We start from the raw sequence: 16,077 nt of genomic DNA, 5'->3' as shown, positions 1-16,077 counted from the left end.
GGATAAACCAGCGAGGACATGGTGACATTTCGCCCAGGCAAGACCGAGTCGACCCGCCAGCAAATCGTACATCCCCCCATACGGCCCCATTCCTGGGCGAGAGAGGGCCAGGGGAACAAACCCCGGGCGGGCCAGGGGAAAACCCCAGGACGGGGGTGTACCGAGCGCACCCGGGGGACAGGGGAAGGGTGCAGCCGGGAACAAGGGGGGGCCGGGTTGCCCATGGGCCGGCGCGGCTGTTGGGCTCGATTTCGGCGCTGATAGCCGCCTAGGCCGTCGATAACATCCTGGAATTGCTGACTCGGCCCGGTGACGCGATGTGGCGTGCAATCTTGCGCCGCCAACGCACCCGAAAAGTCCTAATGTCCAAATCGAGACAGGAAATTGGGAGGACTATTGGAATTTTTTCCAGGTAACCTGTTGAAAATTTTCAAGAGGTCTCCCCCGGGGTGGGGAAGGAGATGAGTCAACCGGCCGGGGCCTTGGCTGTCAGAGCCAACGGGAGCGTTGGCGGTTAGTTGGCACGGGGCCAAAGAAAAAGGGGTCACCGATTTCTCGGTAACCCCTTGGCATGCTTCGTGGTGGAGCTGGAGGGAATCGAACCCACGACCTCTTGAATGCCATTCAAGCGCTCTCCCAACTGAGCTACAGCCCCGCAGCGAGAAGAGAATTTACGCTCGGCCCGAAAAAAGTCAAGCGCTTTTACCAAGCCCGCTCACTTTTTTTCGCCCGCTTTCCTTCCAACCCCGTTTCCCGTACATATCCGCCCAGGCTGAGACCACGTCAAAGCCACCAAGGAGTCCCACAATCGTGCTCGCCCTGGCCACTCGCTTGCTGCGAAAAACCCTCTGGGTCGCCGCCATATTCCTCGGCATCACCCTCATTTCCTTCGCCGTCATCCACCTGGCCCCGGGCTCGCCCACCGACATGCAAACCACCCTCAACCCCCTGGCCACCGCCGAAACCCGCGCCCGGCTCGAAAAACTCTACGGCCTCGACCGGCCACTCTACGTCCAATACGCCGACTGGCTCGGCAAGCTCGTCCGCTTCGATTTCGGCCAATCCCTTTCCGGCGATCACAGGCCCGTCTGGAAAAAAATCCGCGAACGCCTGCCCCTGACCTTCTCCATGAACATCGTCTCCCTGGCCCTCACCCTGGCCGTGGCCGTCCCCATCGGCGTGGCCTCGGCAAGGCGCCAGGGCGGCCTTTTCGACCGGGCCGCCACCGTCTTCGTCTTCATCGGCTTCGCCATGCCCGGCTTCTGGCTGGCACTGCTCCTCATGCTCCTTTTGGGCATCGTCTGGCCCGTGCTGCCCATCTCGGGGCTCACGTCCATGGATTACGCCGCCCTCTCCCCCGCCGGCAAACTCCTCGACCTGGCCAGGCACCTCGTCTTGCCCATTTTCATCTACACCTTCGGCAGCCTGGCCGGCATGTCCCGCTTCCTGCGCTCGGCCATGCTCGAGGTCCTGCGCCAGGACTACATCCTCACCGCCCGGGCCAAGGGCCTGCCCGAGTATGTGGTCATCTACAAGCACGCCCTGCGAAACGCTTTGCTCCCGGTCATCACCATCCTCGGGTTGTCCGTGCCCGGGCTCATCGGCGGCTCGGTCATCATCGAGTCCATCTTCGCCCTGCCGGGCCTGGGGCAGCTTTTCTACCAGTCGGTCATGGCCAGGGATTACCCACTGATCATGGGCAACCTGGTGCTCGGGGCCATCCTGACGCTCGCCGGCAACCTGCTGGCCGACGTGGGCTACGCCCTGGCCGACCCGCGCATCCGGTTGGGGGGCCGCACCCGTGCGTGAGGCGCTTTTTTCCCGCCTGCGCCGCTTCCTGCCGCGCCACGGCATGCTCTGGTCGGGCCTGCTGCTCGTCGGCGGCATCTCCCTGGCCGCACTGCTCGCCCCCTCCCTCACCGGCCACAACCCCACGACCCTGGACGTCAACGCCATCCTGTCCCCGCCCGGCCCCCAGCACATCCTCGGCACCGACGCCCTGGGCCGCGATGTCCTGGCCCGACTGCTCTATGGCGGCCGGGTGTCGCTGTGGGTCGGTTTCGTGGCTGTGGGCCTGTCCGTGTCCATCGGCCTGGTCCTTGGCCTGTGCGCCGGCTACTTCGGGGGCCTGGTCGACGAGGGCATCATGCGCGGCGTGGACGTCATGCTGTGCTTTCCCTCGTTTTTCCTCATCCTGGCCGTCATCGCCTTTCTCACGCCTTCGCTTTCCAATATCATGATCGTCATCGGGCTGACGTCCTGGATGGGCGTGGCCAGGCTCGTGCGGGCCGAGACGCTGACACTTCGCGGCCGCGAATTCGTCCTGGCCGCCCGGGTCTCGGGCATGGGCGCGCCGGGCATCCTTTTTTTCCACATCCTGCCCAACGCCGCCGCGCCGGTCCTGGTTTCGGCCACCCTCGGCGTCGCCGGCGCCATCCTGACGGAATCGTCCTTGAGCTTCCTGGGCCTTGGCGTACAACCGCCCATGCCGAGCTGGGGCAACATGCTCATGGAAGGCAAGGAAGTGCTGGAAGTGGCCCCGTGGCTGTCCATCTTCCCGGGTCTGGCCATTTTGCTCACCGTGCTCGGCTACAATCTCATCGGCGAAAGCCTGCGCGACATCCTGGACCCCAGGCTGCGGCAATAGGCGGAGCGGCGCGTATGATCGAAGTCCTGCGCATCAAGAACCTGGCGCTCATCGACGACCTGGAGCTGGAATTCGGCCCCGGGCTCAATGTCCTGACCGGCGAGACCGGCGCCGGCAAGAGCTTCATCATCTCGGCCGTCAATTTTCTCACCGGCGAGAAGATGCACCCGGACCTCGTGCGCGGGGGCTGCGAAAAAGCCGTGGTCGAGGCGCTGTTTTGCATCGACGGCGAGGACGTCATCCTGCGCCGGGAACTGGCCGCCGAATCCGGCCGCAGCCGCATCTATGTCGGCGATGCCCTGGCCTCGCGGGAAACCCTGGCCGCCCTGCGCCCCAAACTGCTCCTCCACGCCTCCCAGCACGGCCAGCAGCGCCTGCTCCAGCCGGGTTTCCAGGCCGCCCTGCTCGACGGTTTCCTGGCCGATCCCGCCCCCCTGGCCGCCCGCAACCGGCTGGCCAGGGAGCTGGCCGCGCTTGGCGCCGGCATCCGCGATCTCGACGCCAAGGCCGCCAGGCTGGAAGAAAAACGCCAGTTCCTGGAATTCCAGCACGCCGAGATCCAGAAGGTCGCGCCCCTGCCCGGCGAGGAGGACGCGCTCATCGCCCGCCGGGCCGCCTTGGCCGAATCGCGCAAGGCTTCCGAAGCCCTCTCGCGGGCCAAGGACGCCATCGAGCGCGAGCCGAAAGTCCTCGACGTGCTGGCCGACCTGCACCGCGAACTGCTTCATGCCGGCACCATCTTTCCGGAATTTACCGACGATGCCGAGGCCGTGGCCGCGTTGCGCCACCAGGTCAAGGACGTGGCCGCGCGGCTTCGCAAGAAACCCGCCGCCGCCTTTTCCGCCGACGACGCCGAGGCCGTGGAAAAACGCCTGTTTACGCTGGCGACCTTGCGGCGCAAGCTCAAAAAGACCCTGGCCGAAATCGTGGACATGGACGCCGAGATCACGGCCAACCTCGATTTCCTCGACGCCTGCGCCCTGGACCGCAAGCAGCTGGCCCGCCAGGAGGAGGCGCTCGTAACCGAGCTGGCCCAGGCCCTGGCCGCGCTCGGCCAGGCCCGGCGACAAGCCGCCGACACCCTGGCCGCCGCCCTGGAGGGCATCCTGCGGGGGCTCGGGTTTTCCAAGGACGTGCGCGTGCTCTTCGAATTTTCCCCGGCCGAGGTTTACGCCCCCGTGGCCGCGCCGGGCGGGGCGCTCACCGAGGACCGGGCCCGCATCCTCTGGCGGCCCAACCCCGGCCAGCCGCCCCAGCCCCTGGACAAGATCGCCTCGGGCGGCGAGCTGTCCCGCTTTCTGTTGGCGCTCATGTCCCTGTCCGCCGAACCCGGCGGCCCCACACTCATTTTCGACGAGATCGACGCCGGCATCGGCGGCCTGACGCTCGGCAGCGTCGGCGCCTATGTCAAAAAGCTCGCCGCGACCTCGCAGATCCTGCTGATCACCCACTGGCCGCAACTGGCCAGCCTGGCCGACCGGCATTTCCAGGTCCAAAAGACCGTGGAGGACGGCCAGACCAGCACCCGCTGCCGGCGCCTGGCCGGCGACGACGTGGCCGCCGAACTGGCCCGCATGGCCGGCGGCGGCGAAGCCGGCTCGGAAATGGCCCGCCGCTTGCTCGAAGCCGGGGCCTGAAAGGGGTGGGAAGAGGAAAGATGCCTCCGGCGGCCAGGAGGGGGTAACCCCCTCCTGGACCTCCCTATCCGGTAATACATGGACTCGAACAACACGTTTCCGAGCATTGGATGATGCTGCGCGTCGAGGGACTGAACCACGATTTCGGCGACCGACGGGTGCTTGCCGATGTGTCCTTGGCCCTGCCCGAGGGGGGCTTCGCCTTTTTGACCGGCCCCTCGGGCTCGGGCAAGACCACGCTGCTGCGCCTGCTCCACGGCAGCCTGGCGCTCCAAGCCGGCCAGGCCGTCATCGCCGGCCACGACCTGGCCGCCGCCACCCCGCGCAGCCTGCATCGGCTGCGCCGCGACGTGTCCATGGTCTTCCAGGATTTCCGCATCCTTCCCGACAGCACGGTTTTCGACAACGTGGCCCTGCCGCTCGTCGTTCGCGGCGCCCCGCGCGAGGTGCTCACCCGGCGGGTGGGCGCGGCGCTGCTCGCCCTGGGCCTCGACGCCGAGGCCGACCGCCCGGCGGCCGAACTGCCCGGGGGCGGCCAGCAGCGCGTGGCCATCGCCCGGGCCGTGGTCGCCGGCCCGAAAATCATGCTGGCCGACGAGCCCACCGGCAACCTCGACGGCGCCCTCTCGCTCAAGGTCCTCGGCATCCTGCGCCAGTTCGCCGCCCACGGCACGGCCGTGCTCATGGCCACCCACAACCGGGACCTCGTCGCCGCCGCCAAGGACGCCACGGTGTTCGCCCTGCCCGAGCCGGGAGGCAAACCATGACCGCCTGGCGGCTGGTCGTTTCCGGCGCCCGCGACGCCCTGCGCCGCCCCGGCGCCCTGGTCGCCGCCGTGCTCGGCGTGGCCGCGACCCTGTACCTGGGCGGCCTGTTCGCCCTGGCCGGCGTCAACCTGGAGACGGCCGCCGCCCGCAACCAGGGCCGCGTGCGCTTCCAGGTCTACTGGAAACCTGGGGCCGACCCGCGCCTGGTCGCCCGGCAGATGGACTGGATGCGCGCCCTGCCCGGCCTGGTCGACACCCGGGCCTTCAACCCGGACCAGGCCCTGGCCGTCATGGCCCAGGACCTCGGCCCGGAAGTCGACCTGTCCCCCCTTTCCGGGCGCAACCCCCTGCCCTACACCATGCTGCTCACCTTCCGGCCGCCCGTGGCCGAGGAAGGCTTCGCCCGGGACGTCCACGACCGGCTCAAGGCCGTCGAGGGCGTGGCCGAGGTGCGCTTCGACCCCCGGGAACTCGACGCGGCCACGGCCCTGGGGCTCGTCGCCCGCCGGGCCGCCTTGCCCCTGGCCGGGGTGCTCACGCTCCTTTTGGGGCTCACGGTCGGCGCCATGGTGCGCCTGATCCTGCTGCGCCGGCGCGACGAGCTCGCCATCCTGCGCCTCGTCGGCGCCTCGGAAGGCTATATCCGCTGGCCGCTGGTGGCCGGGGCCGGCCTTGCGGGCGCGGCCGGCGCGGTGCTGGCCCTGGGGCTGCTCAAGCTCACCCAGTTGGCCCTTCTCGCGGCCCTGGACGTGCCGCCGCTTTTTTTGCGCCTGTCCTTCCTGCCCCCCTGGCTGTGCCTCGCCGTCGTGGCTGCGGCCATGGCCATCGCCGCCCTGGCCGGCCTGGCCGCGGCCATGGAGTCCCGGGCCTGATGCCGACCGGCATTGTCCTGGCCGCCCACGGCTCGCGCCATCCCGGGGCCATGGCCGCCCTGGCCGCCTTTGGCGCGCGGCTTTCCCGGGAACTCCCGGACACGCAGGTGGAAATCGCCCGCACCGTCGGCCGCAAGCACGGCGGACGCCACGATTTCGGCGGCGCCCGGCGCGTGGCCGACGTCCTGGCCGCCCTGGCCGGGCAGGGCCTGCGGCGCGTGGTTGTCCAGTCCCTGCACGTGGTGCCGGGCGAGGAATACCACGAGATGCTTTCGGGGCTTGGCCGCTCCCTGGAAGGCCACGACGCCGGCCTGACCGTTTCGGTTGGCGCGCCGCTTTTGGCCAGCCTGGCCGATGTGGGCCGGGTGGCCGAGGCCGTTTTGGCCAACCTGCCCGCCGCGCGCCGGCCGGGCGAGGCCGTGGTGGTCATGGGCCACGGCGCGCCGCCGCCCGGGGCCGGCTTCTACGACGCCCTGGCCGAGGCCCTCGGCCAGCGCGACCCCCTGGCTCATTTTGGCACCATGCCCCGGGAAAAGGGTGCCCCCTGCCCGGACATCGGCCGCATCCGCGACAGGCTCGTCCGCGACGGCCTGGGCGCCGCCTGGCTGCTCCCCTTTTTCACCGTGGCCGGCGCCCATGCCTGCTGCGACCTGGCCGGCGACGGCCCGGCCTCCTGGCGCGCCGTCCTGGAAGCGGCCGGCATCCGCTGCACGTCGCTGCTCTCCGGGCTCATCGAGCAACCGGCCATGACGGCCATCTGGCGCGAGCACCTCGACGCCGCCCTGGCCCGGCTCCCGTAGCCCTGGCAAGGAGGGCCGGGGCATCCAGCCCCCGGCAGGAACGCCCAGGCAGGACCCTGCCCCTTTGGGGATCGGTGTGGCCCGTGCTGGTACCCCGGTTCCTTTCGTCGCCTTGCCCCCCTTCGCGCGCATTGACGCGGCCAGGGCCTTGTGAAAATATCGGTGGGATTTCGCGCATGGGTGCGCGGCCGAAAACCGCCCGAGGTTTCTTCACATGAACTGGCCCCACAAGGATCTGCTCGACGTTTCCCAGCTGTCCCGGGAAGACGTGGACGTGGTCATGCGCACCGCCGCCTCCTTCCGGGAAATCAACACCCGCCCCGTCAAGAAGGTCCCGACGCTCAAGGGCAAAAGCGTCGTGCTGTTTTTCGCCGAGCCGAGCACCCGCACCAAGACCTCCTTCGACATCGCCGGCAAGCGCCTCTCGGCCGACACCTTCGGCCTGGCCAAGACCGGCAGCTCCCTGCAAAAGGGCGAAACCCTCAAGGACACGGTGCTCACGCTGGAGGCCATGAACCCCGACGCCATCGTCATCCGCCACGCCTCGTCCGGCGCGGCCGATTTCGTGGCCAAGCGCGTGTCCTGCGCCGTCATAAACGCCGGCGACGGCTGGCACGCTCACCCGACCCAGGCCCTGCTCGACCTGTTCACCCTCCTGGAAGTCTGGGACAGCCTAGCCGGCAAGACCATCGTCATCCTGGGCGATGTGGCTCACAGCCGGGTGGCCCGCTCCAACTGCCGCCTTTTGCCCATGCTCGGCGCCCGGGTGCGCATCTGCGCCCCGCGCACGCTCCTGCCCAGGGACGCCAAGGCCCTCGACGCCGAAATCTTTCACGATCCGGCCGAAGCCCTCGCCGGCGCCGACGCCGTCATGTGCCTGCGCCTGCAACTCGAACGCCAGGAAGCCGGGCTGCTGCCGGACCTGCGCGAATACGCCCGGCGGTTTTGCCTCACCACCGAGCGGCTCGGGCGCGCCAACCCCGGCGTCAAGGTGCTCCACCCCGGCCCCATCAACCGGGGCGTGGAAATCGCCTCGGACCTGGCCGATGCCGGCAATTCGCTCATCCTCGACCAGGTCTCCTCGGGCGTGGCCGTGCGCATGGCCATCCTCTACCTGCACATCACCCGCAAGGACAAAGGGGGACCGGCATGACCGCCCAAGCCCTGGCCGTGACCAACGTCAACGTCCCCGGCCGCGACGACGCCTGCGACCTGTTCGTCGAAGGCGGCAAGGTCCGGGAACTTTCCCCCCACGGCCAAACGGCCGATGACGACGGCTACCGGCGCATCGACGGCCGGGGCCTCCTTCTCCTGCCGGCCCTGACCGACGCCCACACCCACCTGCGCGAGCCCGGCCAGGAATGGAAGGAAGACATCGCCTCGGGGCTGGCCGCCGCGGCCGCCGGCGGGTTTTCCAACATCCTGTGCATGGCCAACACCGACCCGGTCAACGACAACGCCGCCATCACCCGGTTCATGCTGCGCCGGGCCAAGGACGCCTGGCCCAACGGGCCCCGCCTTTTTCCCATCGGCGCCCTGACCGTCGGCCTCAAGGGCCGCGAACTGGCGCCCATGGCCGAACTGCGCGACGCCGGTTGCGTGGCCTTTTCCAACGACGGCGAGCCCGTGGCCGACACCGAGATCTTCCGCCGGGCCATGGAATACGCCGCCGACCTGGCCCCGGTCATCGACCACTGCGAGGACCCGTTCATGGCCAAGGGCGCCGGGGCCAACGAAGGGGCCATGAGCGCCCGCCTGGGGCTTCGCGGCCAGCCCGACGCCGCCGAGGCCATCCAGGTCGCCCGCGACATCCTGCTGGCCGAATACCTGAACGTCCCCATCCACCTGGCCCACGTCTCCTGCCGCCGGGCCGTGGAACTCATCAGTGCCGCCAAAAAACGCGGCGCCCCGGTCACGGCCGAAACCTGCCCACACTACCTGCTCATGACCGACGCGGCGCTGCTGGGCTACGACACCATGGCCAAGGTCAATCCGCCGCTGCGCACCGACGCCGACCGCCTGGCCCTCATCGACGCCCTGCGCGCGGGCGTCATCGACATCCTGGCCACGGACCACGCCCCCCACGCCGCCCACGAAAAGGAAACCCCCTTCGAGGACGCCAAAAACGGCATTTCCGGCCTGGACACCGCCCTGGCCGCCCTGTGGGAACTGGTGCGCCAGGGCAGGCTCAGCCCCGAGGACATCGTCACCCGCTTCGCCTGGCGGCCGGCCGAAATATTCGGCCTGCCGGCCAACCGCTTCGCCCCGGGCGACCCGGCCGACTTCCTGCTCTTCGACCCGGAAGACTCCTGGGTCGTCACGCCGGACTCCCTGCGCTCCAAAGGCAAGAACACCCCGCTCCTGGGCCAGCCGCTCACCGGCCGCGTGGTCCTGACCGCCGTCGACGGCGTCGTGGTCCACGACCGCACGGCCGCCCGGGACTGACCCCATCCAACGAGACGACCCGAAAACGCCCCCGGAGGAATCCATGGCGCAACCCTTCAAGGACGCCACCGCCATCTGCAAGACCATCATGCGCAACGGCTACGACGCCTACGTCGTAAACGCCGTGCTGCAGGAAAAAGCCCTGGACCCGGCCGCGCCGGAACTCGACCTGGCCACCGACGCGCCCCTGGCCGAACTGCAAAAGCTTTTTCCGGATACGGAAGCCGCCACCGCCAGCGGCGCCTTCGCCCGTGTCCTTCAGGGGGACACCCTCTTCCATTTCCACCCGGCCGATACCGCCGACGCCTCCCACCCCGAGGAAACCGTGGCCCGGCTCACCCCGCGCCTCATCGACCGCCTCGACGCACTGGGCATCCTGCCGCCGCACCAGGCCTGCCCCTACCTGCCCCACCAGCGCGACGACCATGACGGCTTCGCCGACCTGGCCTCGGGCGAAGTGCGCCTGGTCGGCATCCCCGACGAATGCATCCGCCAGAACTACCTGCGGGCCGTGCGGGCCCTGCGCTTCTCGGCCAACTACAACATCCCCGTCGAGGCCAATACGCTCATGGCCATCCTGCGGGCCTCGCGCCGCATCCTCGACTACGTGTCCGTCAAGGACGTCATGGACGAATGGCGCCGCGTCGAGGCCGAAAACATGGCCACCTTCGTGGAACTGCTCTACGACACCATGATCCTGCACTGGTTTTTGCCGGAAGTGGCGACGCTCGCCCGCATCAAGCAGAAAACCGAGGAAGGCGTCGAATACACGCTCTTCGAACAGACGCTCGCCGTCATGCGCCACTACCCCGAGGAACTGCCCTACGACTGGTACGGCACCCTGGCCTGCCTGTTCCACGACGTGGGCAAGCTCCACACCGCCGAATACGCCGGCGGCGAACTGCGCTTCTACCAGCACCATCAGGTCGGCGCCAAAGTCGCCCGCAAGATCCTCTCGCGCCTGGGGTTCCCGCCCGACGAAACCGACCTCGTCTGCAACCTCGTGCGCAACCACATGCGCTTCCACTTCATGCTCACCGACCGGGGCATCCGCCGCTTCAAGGCCCTGGACCAGTACCCGCGCCTGATCGAAATGGCCCGGGCCGACATCAAGGCCGTCAGCGGCACCTACAAGGAATTCAACCACAACAAGAAAATGCTCGAGCGCACCGAAACGCCCGAGGAAATGCTCGAACCCCTGCTCAACGGCGCCCAGATCATGCAACTGCTCGGCCTCAAGCCCGGGCCGGCCGTCGGCCTCATCCGCGACGCCCTGCTCAAGGCCCAAATCAGCGGCGACGTCACGAGCCTCGCCGAGGCCGAAGGCTTCGTGCGGGCCTATTGGGACAAGCAGGAACTGCATTAGACCAGAGGCGAGAGGCGAGTGAAGCGAGCAGAGAGGCGGGAGACGGCAGGAAGAGGAAGACTGGGGCGCTGCCCCAGGCCCCGCCGGGGGGGATGATCCCCCCCGGCCCCCCTCGTCGGGGCGGCGGGAACGGTTGCGGGAACGTTGGGCGGCGGGACGTCGGTCGTTGTGGTCGGGGAATTCGGGCCGGCGACACTGGCCGCAAAGCCGGCCAGCACGCCGGCCCGAATTCCCCGACCACGGGCGCCAGCGGCGAAGCGCCGCATTTGAAGAAAAGGCCGATCAGAAGGCTTTCAAAGTAAAATTCCAAGAACTCGGCCCGAAGGGCCGACGGCTCGCGGTGCCGGAATGTGGCCGTCGAGCCTGCCGCGAAAGCGGCGGCAGCGACGGCCACATTCCGGCACCGCATCTTCCGGCCGCCCCGGTGACCGCAGCCTCGCCGCCAACCGACGCCGGACGGGGGGCCTGGGGGGCGTGACGCCCCCCAGTGGGGTGGTCCAGGAGGGGCTTTGCCCCTCCTGGCGGGTGCAGGGCAGCGCCCTGCCCGCCGGAGGCATTCCCCTCGCCGCCCCGCATTGCCCGGCCCCCCAACCCCCAACCAGCAACCACCAACCCCCGACCACCGACCCTGACCACCAACCTGCAACCGCCAACCGCCACCCAGCAACCACCAACCCGCAAACGCACCAGCCCCAACCGTATGACCAATCTCACCGACCTGACTTTCCATGAACTTGAGGCCCTGATCGTGTCCCTGGGCGAGCCGCCGTACCGGGCGCGCCAGGTCTGGCAGTGGCTGTGGCAGAAGGGCTGCCGCGACATAAGCGAGATGACCGACGTGTCCAAGGCCTTGCGGACGCGGCTGGCCGAGCGAGCTACCATTGCCTGGCCGCGCGTCGTACGCGTGCGCGAGAGCGGCGACGGCACGGTGAAGTTCCTGTTGGGGCTAACCGACGGCGAGGCGGTCGAGTGCGTGCTCATTCCCGAGAAGGACCATTATACGGCCTGTTTGTCGACGCAGGTCGGCTGCGCCATGGGTTGCGGGTTTTGCGCCACGGGCATGCTGGGGTTTCGGCGCAACATGACGCCGGGCGAGATGCTGGGCCAGGTATTGGTGGCCCGGCAGTACCTGCTGGACAGGGGTGAGGCGCTGTCCTTGCGCAACCTCGTCTTCATGGGCATGGGCGAGCCGTTGCTCAATTACGAGAATCTGCTCAAGACGTTGGAGGCCTTGCATCATCCCCAGGGGCTCGATTTTTCCAGCCGGCGCATCACGGTGTCCACGGCCGGGGTGAAGCGGCATCTGCTGGATTTGGGGAAAACGGGCTTGTGCGCGCTTGCGATTTCGCTGCACGCGCCGACCCAGGAAAAGCGCGAGCAGATCATGCCGGCCGCGGCCAGGCTGCCTCTTGGCGAACTTATGGAAATCTTGCGGCAGTATCCGCTCAAGTCCCGGGAATCGCTGACCTTCGAATATCTGCTGTTGGCCGGGGTCAATGACGCGGACGCCGACGCCCGGGAGCTCGTGCGGCTGCTTTCCCACGTGAAGGCCAAGGTGAATCTGATCGTCTACAATGCCACGCCGGGTTTGCCTTTTCGCCAACCGCGCCCCGAGCGGGTCTTGGCGTTTCAAAATATCCTGAAGGACAAGGGGATTGTCGCCACGATCCGCAAGAGCAAGGGCACGGACATCGCGGCCGCCTGCGGCCAGTTGCGGGCCGAGGCGGACTGCCAGGCCGAGGGCGGCGCATAAAATTCGGCTGGCGACGCGGAGCTTGTCACCCATTTGGCGTTTATGTAAGCTAGCTCTCCTTTTTCGCGCAAATAACGGCCAAAGGAACCCTTCCATGAAACGACCCGATTTCGCGAAGTGCGGCGGCCTCGTCCCCGCCATCGCCCAGGAAGCCTGCACCGGCGAGGTGCTCATGATGGCCTACATGAACGAAGAGGCCTACGACAAAACCCTCGAAACCGGCGAGGTCCATTATTTCAGCCGCAGCCGCCAGAAACTCTGGCACAAGGGCGGCACCTCCGGCCATGTGCAAAAGGTCAAATCCGTGCGCCTGGACTGCGATAACGACACCATCCTGGTGCTCGTGGAACAGATCGGCGGCGCGGCCTGCCATACCGGCCGCAAATCCTGCTTTTTCACCGAACTCACAAGCGACGGGCAGGAACGTACCTGCTCGCCCATGGTCTTCGATCCCAAGGAGGTCTATAAATAAATGTCCGGCAACAACATGCTCAAACTCGGCATCCCCAAAGGCTCGCTCCAGGACGCCACCATCGCGCTGTTCGAGAAATCCGGCTGGAAAATCCGGATGCACCACCGCAACTACTTCCCCGAGATAAACGACCCCGAAATCACCTGCTCCATGTGCCGCGCCCAGGAGATGTCCCGCTACGTCGAATCCGGCACCCTCGACTGCGGCCTGACCGGCAAGGACTGGATCCTGGAAAACGAGTCCGACGTGGTTATCGTCTCCGACCTCGTCTATTCCAAGGTCAGCAACCGGCCGGCCCGCTGGGTCCTGGCCGTGGCCGCCGACGCCCCCTACAAGCGGCCCGAGGACCTGGCCGGCAAGAAGATCGCCACCGAACTCGTCAACTTCACCAAGCAGTACTTCGCCGGCGCCGGCGTGCCCGTGGACGTGGAATTCTCCTGGGGCGCCACCGAAGCCAAGGTCGTCGAGGGCCTGGCCGACGCCATCGTGGAAGTGACCGAAACCGGCACCACGATAAAGGCCCACGGCCTGCGCATCATCTCCGAGCTGCTTTTGACCAACACCCAGCTTATTGCCAACAAGAAGGCCTGGGAAGACCCGTTCAAGCGCCGCAAGATCGAGGTGCTCAACATGCTGCTGCAGGGCGCGCTGTGCGCCGAAGGGCTGGTCGGGCTCAAGATGAACGTGCCCGAGGAAAAAATGCCCGAGATCATGGCCCTGCTGCCGAGCCTGACCTCGCCCACCGTGGCGGGCCTCTACAACAAGAACTGGCTGTCCATCGAAATCGTCGTGGCCGAGGGCACCGTGCGCGACCTCATCCCCAAGCTCCACGACCTGGGCGCCGAAGGCATCATCGAATACGCGCTCAACAAGGTCATCTAGGGAACACATCGCCACAAGGCGCGCAAAGCCCCGGGCCTCGGTTCGGGGCTTTTTCTTGCCCGCCGCCGTCAGCGCCCGGCCATGGCCCCACGGCCGGGCCTTGACGGCGGCGGGCGGGTTGCGCACATTCGAAGGCCAAAAACGCCCGCGCGCGGCTTTCCCTCGCCGGGGCGCCAGGTGCCGCTTCCCCTATGAAAAAACTCCTCCCCTGGCTGCTGTTCCTGAGCGTTTTCTGCCTGGCCCTCGGCGCGGCGGAAATCGTGCTGCGCCTGGTGGACTACACGCCGCCCGGCATGCTCGTGCCCCGCTTCCAGACGGACACCCCGGGCGACCTCGAGCCCAACCTGCGCGCCCGCGACGCCGTCAACGCGGCGCTGTCCTACACCCTGTCCAGCGACGGCCGAGGCTTTCGGGACAGCAAGGCACAAGCCGCTCCCGGCCGGGCCGAGCCCATCCGCATCCTGTGCCTGGGCGACTCCTACACCTTCGGCTACGGCGTGGACGACCCCTACACCTATCCGGCCCAGTTGCAGGCCATGCTGGCCACCGCCCGGCCCGACCTGGCCTTCGACGTCATGAACGCCGGGTACCCCCGCTACGGCATCGACGACGAAGCCTCCTTTTTCGAGCGAAAAGGCAAGGCCTGCCGGCCCGACCTGGTCATCCTGCAATTTTTCCTCAACGACATCCAGGACATGGTCCGGCGGCAGCCCTTCGGCCTGTTCCTGCTCGGCCAGGCCAAGCCGGCGCCGCGCGGCGACCTGGAGCGGGCGCTTTGCCGCACCGAGCTCTACCGCTTCGCCCAAAAGCTCCATATCGCCTGGGCCGGGGCGCATCCCGCCTATGCCTCGGCCCAGGAGCGCGAGGTGCTGCTCTCGGGCGGCCCCTACCGCGCCTCCCTGTCCGAGGCCCAACAGCGCCTGGTCGCCACCTACGAAGGCATCGTCTCCGACGACTCGTTGTCGGTCCTGGCCCCGCTGTGGCAGGAATACATCGACAAGGCCCTGGCCTTGCGGGCCAAGGTCGAGCAGGCCGGCGGCCGGTTCCTGTTCCTGATCGTGCCCGACGCCAACCAGCTCGACAACGCCCGCACGGCGGCCAGCCGCGCCCTGGTCGCCCCGCTCGTCGCCCGGGGCGTGGACGTGCTCGACCTGACCTTCGCCTTCATGGCCCGGCGTTTCGATCAAGGGGAACCGCTGTATCTGCACGACGACCCGCACTGCTCGCCGGCCGGCAACGCCTTTATCGCCCGCCGCCTGGCCGATGGCCTGACCTTCGACGGCAACCGCCCCCGCTGGACGGGCGGCCGGCTGCCGGTGCGCGATTTCGCCGGCCTGCGCACGGCCGGCCTGCGCTTCGACCCCCGGGCCAATGCCCCGGTGCCGGTCGGCGACCCCCACGCCATCCTGGGCGAGCGCCTGCGGGACAACCTGGCCCTGACACCCGACGGCGCCCTCGGCCTGACCGCCCTGGCCCAGGTCGACCCGGCCCGGCCGGGCGTGCTGGAGGTGCGGGCCGCGCCCGGCTGCCCGGCCGCCGTGCTGGACCTGGCCTTCCGCTACAGCCTGCCCCGGCCCGAATCCACGGTCAGCGTCTTCGCCTCCCAGGATGGCGGCCCCTTCGTGCCCGTCAAGCACCTGGCCCGCCTGGAACCCGTGCCTGGCGACGGCAATGAAACGCGCACCGCCTTTGCCGCCATCCCGCTGCGCCCCACGCCCGACCTGCGCCTTGCCCTGCGTTTCGTGCTGGCCGCCAAGGCTTCGCTGCTGACGGAAACGCCCGGGGAAAACCGAGCGGCGCCACGGCCGTTTTCCCTGTCCTTCTACCCCTCCCTGGAGGCGGCGGCGCCGCTGCCGGCCGTGGTGCCGACGCCCTTTCCCGCACCGGAGCCGGGGGATCTGCTCAGCCCCAACACCCTGCGCCCCGACCTGGCGCTTTCGGGCCTGGGCGGCATCGAACACGACACCATCGGCACCTGGCGCTGGGGTTTCGGGCCGCAATCGACTGTTGCCTTCACCCTTGCCCGGGACACCCCCCTGACCCTGGAAGCGCGTTTGACCAACGGCATACCGGGCCAGGACGTGATCATCCTCGTCAACGGCCAGGAAAAGGCCCGCCTGGCCGGGCTTGGCCGCCAGGCCTGGCTGACCGAGGGAACGGATGTGCGCCTGCCCATCGCCGCCAAGGCCGGGGCCAATACCATCACCGTGCGCTACGGCAAATGGAACGGCCACGGCACGGAAGCCCCGCCCGGCGACGCCAGCCCCTACGCGGTGGCCTTCACCCGGTTCGCCATCCTGGGGCTGCCCGTGGCTACGGCCGGGGCGCCCTAGGGAGCGTCCCGTTACAGGCTGTTGCGCGTGGACAAGCCGCTGTCCGCTTCAAGGACGCGACACGGGCCGGCAGTGCCGGCGCGGCGTGCCCCGGGGCCGCGCC

The 16,077-nt window shown here is 68.3% G+C and carries 13 protein-coding genes and 1 tRNA gene; 13 read left to right on the top strand and 1 reads right to left on the bottom strand.

What is annotated here, in order from left to right; translation table 11 throughout:
• Nucleotides 1-579: 579 nt before the first annotated feature.
• Nucleotides 580-655: transfer RNA gene (locus ACP59X_RS00635), tRNA-Ala, on the bottom strand.
• A gap of 155 nt (nucleotides 656-810) precedes the next feature.
• Here ACP59X_RS00635 and ACP59X_RS00630 point away from each other — a divergent pair.
• The 13 genes from ACP59X_RS00630 (at nucleotide 811) to ACP59X_RS00570 (ending at nucleotide 15,974) form a co-directional block, all read left to right on the top strand.
• Entirely contained in the window at nucleotides 811-1,809 is a 999-nt protein-coding gene (locus ACP59X_RS00630; RefSeq protein WP_428563598.1) for an ABC transporter permease, read from the top strand.
• Between the two features lie 43 nt (nucleotides 1,810-1,852).
• Nucleotides 1,853-2,647, top strand: a complete 795-nt coding sequence (locus ACP59X_RS00625; protein WP_428570011.1) for an ABC transporter permease — start codon at nucleotides 1,853-1,855, stop codon at nucleotides 2,645-2,647.
• Between the two features lie 14 nt (nucleotides 2,648-2,661).
• Nucleotides 2,662-4,284, top strand: coding sequence for a DNA repair protein RecN (locus ACP59X_RS00620; protein ID WP_428563596.1), 1,623 nt, complete (start codon nucleotides 2,662-2,664; stop codon nucleotides 4,282-4,284).
• Between the two features lie 110 nt (nucleotides 4,285-4,394).
• A complete protein-coding gene (locus ACP59X_RS00615) occupies nucleotides 4,395-5,051 on the top strand; it encodes a cell division ATP-binding protein FtsE (RefSeq protein ID WP_428563594.1) in 657 nt (218 codons plus the stop codon).
• Complete coding sequence (locus ACP59X_RS00610) at nucleotides 5,048-5,923, top strand: cell division protein FtsX (protein WP_428563592.1); 876 nt, start codon at nucleotides 5,048-5,050, stop codon at nucleotides 5,921-5,923. The genes ACP59X_RS00615 and ACP59X_RS00610 overlap by 4 nt, the downstream gene beginning before the upstream one ends.
• Complete coding sequence (locus ACP59X_RS00605) at nucleotides 5,923-6,723, top strand: sirohydrochlorin cobaltochelatase (RefSeq protein ID WP_428563590.1); 801 nt, start codon at nucleotides 5,923-5,925, stop codon at nucleotides 6,721-6,723. Before ACP59X_RS00610 ends, ACP59X_RS00605 begins: the two co-directional genes overlap by 1 nt.
• A gap of 214 nt (nucleotides 6,724-6,937) precedes the next feature.
• Nucleotides 6,938-7,876, top strand: coding sequence for an aspartate carbamoyltransferase catalytic subunit (locus ACP59X_RS00600; protein ID WP_428563588.1), 939 nt, complete (start codon nucleotides 6,938-6,940; stop codon nucleotides 7,874-7,876).
• Nucleotides 7,873-9,168: a dihydroorotase gene (locus ACP59X_RS00595; RefSeq protein ID WP_428563586.1), complete on the top strand. Its 1,296-nt coding sequence runs from the start codon at nucleotides 7,873-7,875 to the stop codon at nucleotides 9,166-9,168. Before ACP59X_RS00600 ends, ACP59X_RS00595 begins: the two co-directional genes overlap by 4 nt.
• 43 nt (nucleotides 9,169-9,211) lie before the next feature.
• Nucleotides 9,212-10,534, top strand: coding sequence for an HD domain-containing protein (locus tag ACP59X_RS00590; protein ID WP_428563584.1), 1,323 nt, complete (start codon nucleotides 9,212-9,214; stop codon nucleotides 10,532-10,534).
• Nucleotides 10,535-11,234: 700 nt separating this feature from the next.
• Nucleotides 11,235-12,287: a dual-specificity RNA methyltransferase RlmN gene (gene rlmN, locus ACP59X_RS00585; RefSeq protein WP_428563582.1), complete on the top strand. Its 1,053-nt coding sequence runs from the start codon at nucleotides 11,235-11,237 to the stop codon at nucleotides 12,285-12,287.
• 94 nt (nucleotides 12,288-12,381) lie between these two features.
• Entirely contained in the window at nucleotides 12,382-12,759 is a 378-nt protein-coding gene (gene hisI / locus ACP59X_RS00580) for a phosphoribosyl-AMP cyclohydrolase (RefSeq protein WP_428563580.1), read from the top strand.
• Nucleotides 12,760-13,641, top strand: a complete 882-nt coding sequence (hisG, locus tag ACP59X_RS00575; protein WP_428563578.1) for an ATP phosphoribosyltransferase — start codon at nucleotides 12,760-12,762, stop codon at nucleotides 13,639-13,641. It abuts the gene before it with no gap.
• Between the two features lie 191 nt (nucleotides 13,642-13,832).
• Nucleotides 13,833-15,974, top strand: coding sequence for an SGNH/GDSL hydrolase family protein (locus ACP59X_RS00570; protein ID WP_428563576.1), 2,142 nt, complete (start codon nucleotides 13,833-13,835; stop codon nucleotides 15,972-15,974).
• Nucleotides 15,975-16,077 lie beyond the last annotated feature (103 nt).

The organism is Solidesulfovibrio sp. DCME, from assembly GCF_049995385.1.
In the GTDB taxonomy this organism is placed as follows: domain Bacteria; phylum Desulfobacterota; class Desulfovibrionia; order Desulfovibrionales; family Desulfovibrionaceae; genus Solidesulfovibrio.
The sequence above is the reverse complement of the archived record's forward strand: the minus strand, read 5'-3'. Positions and strand labels throughout refer to the sequence as shown.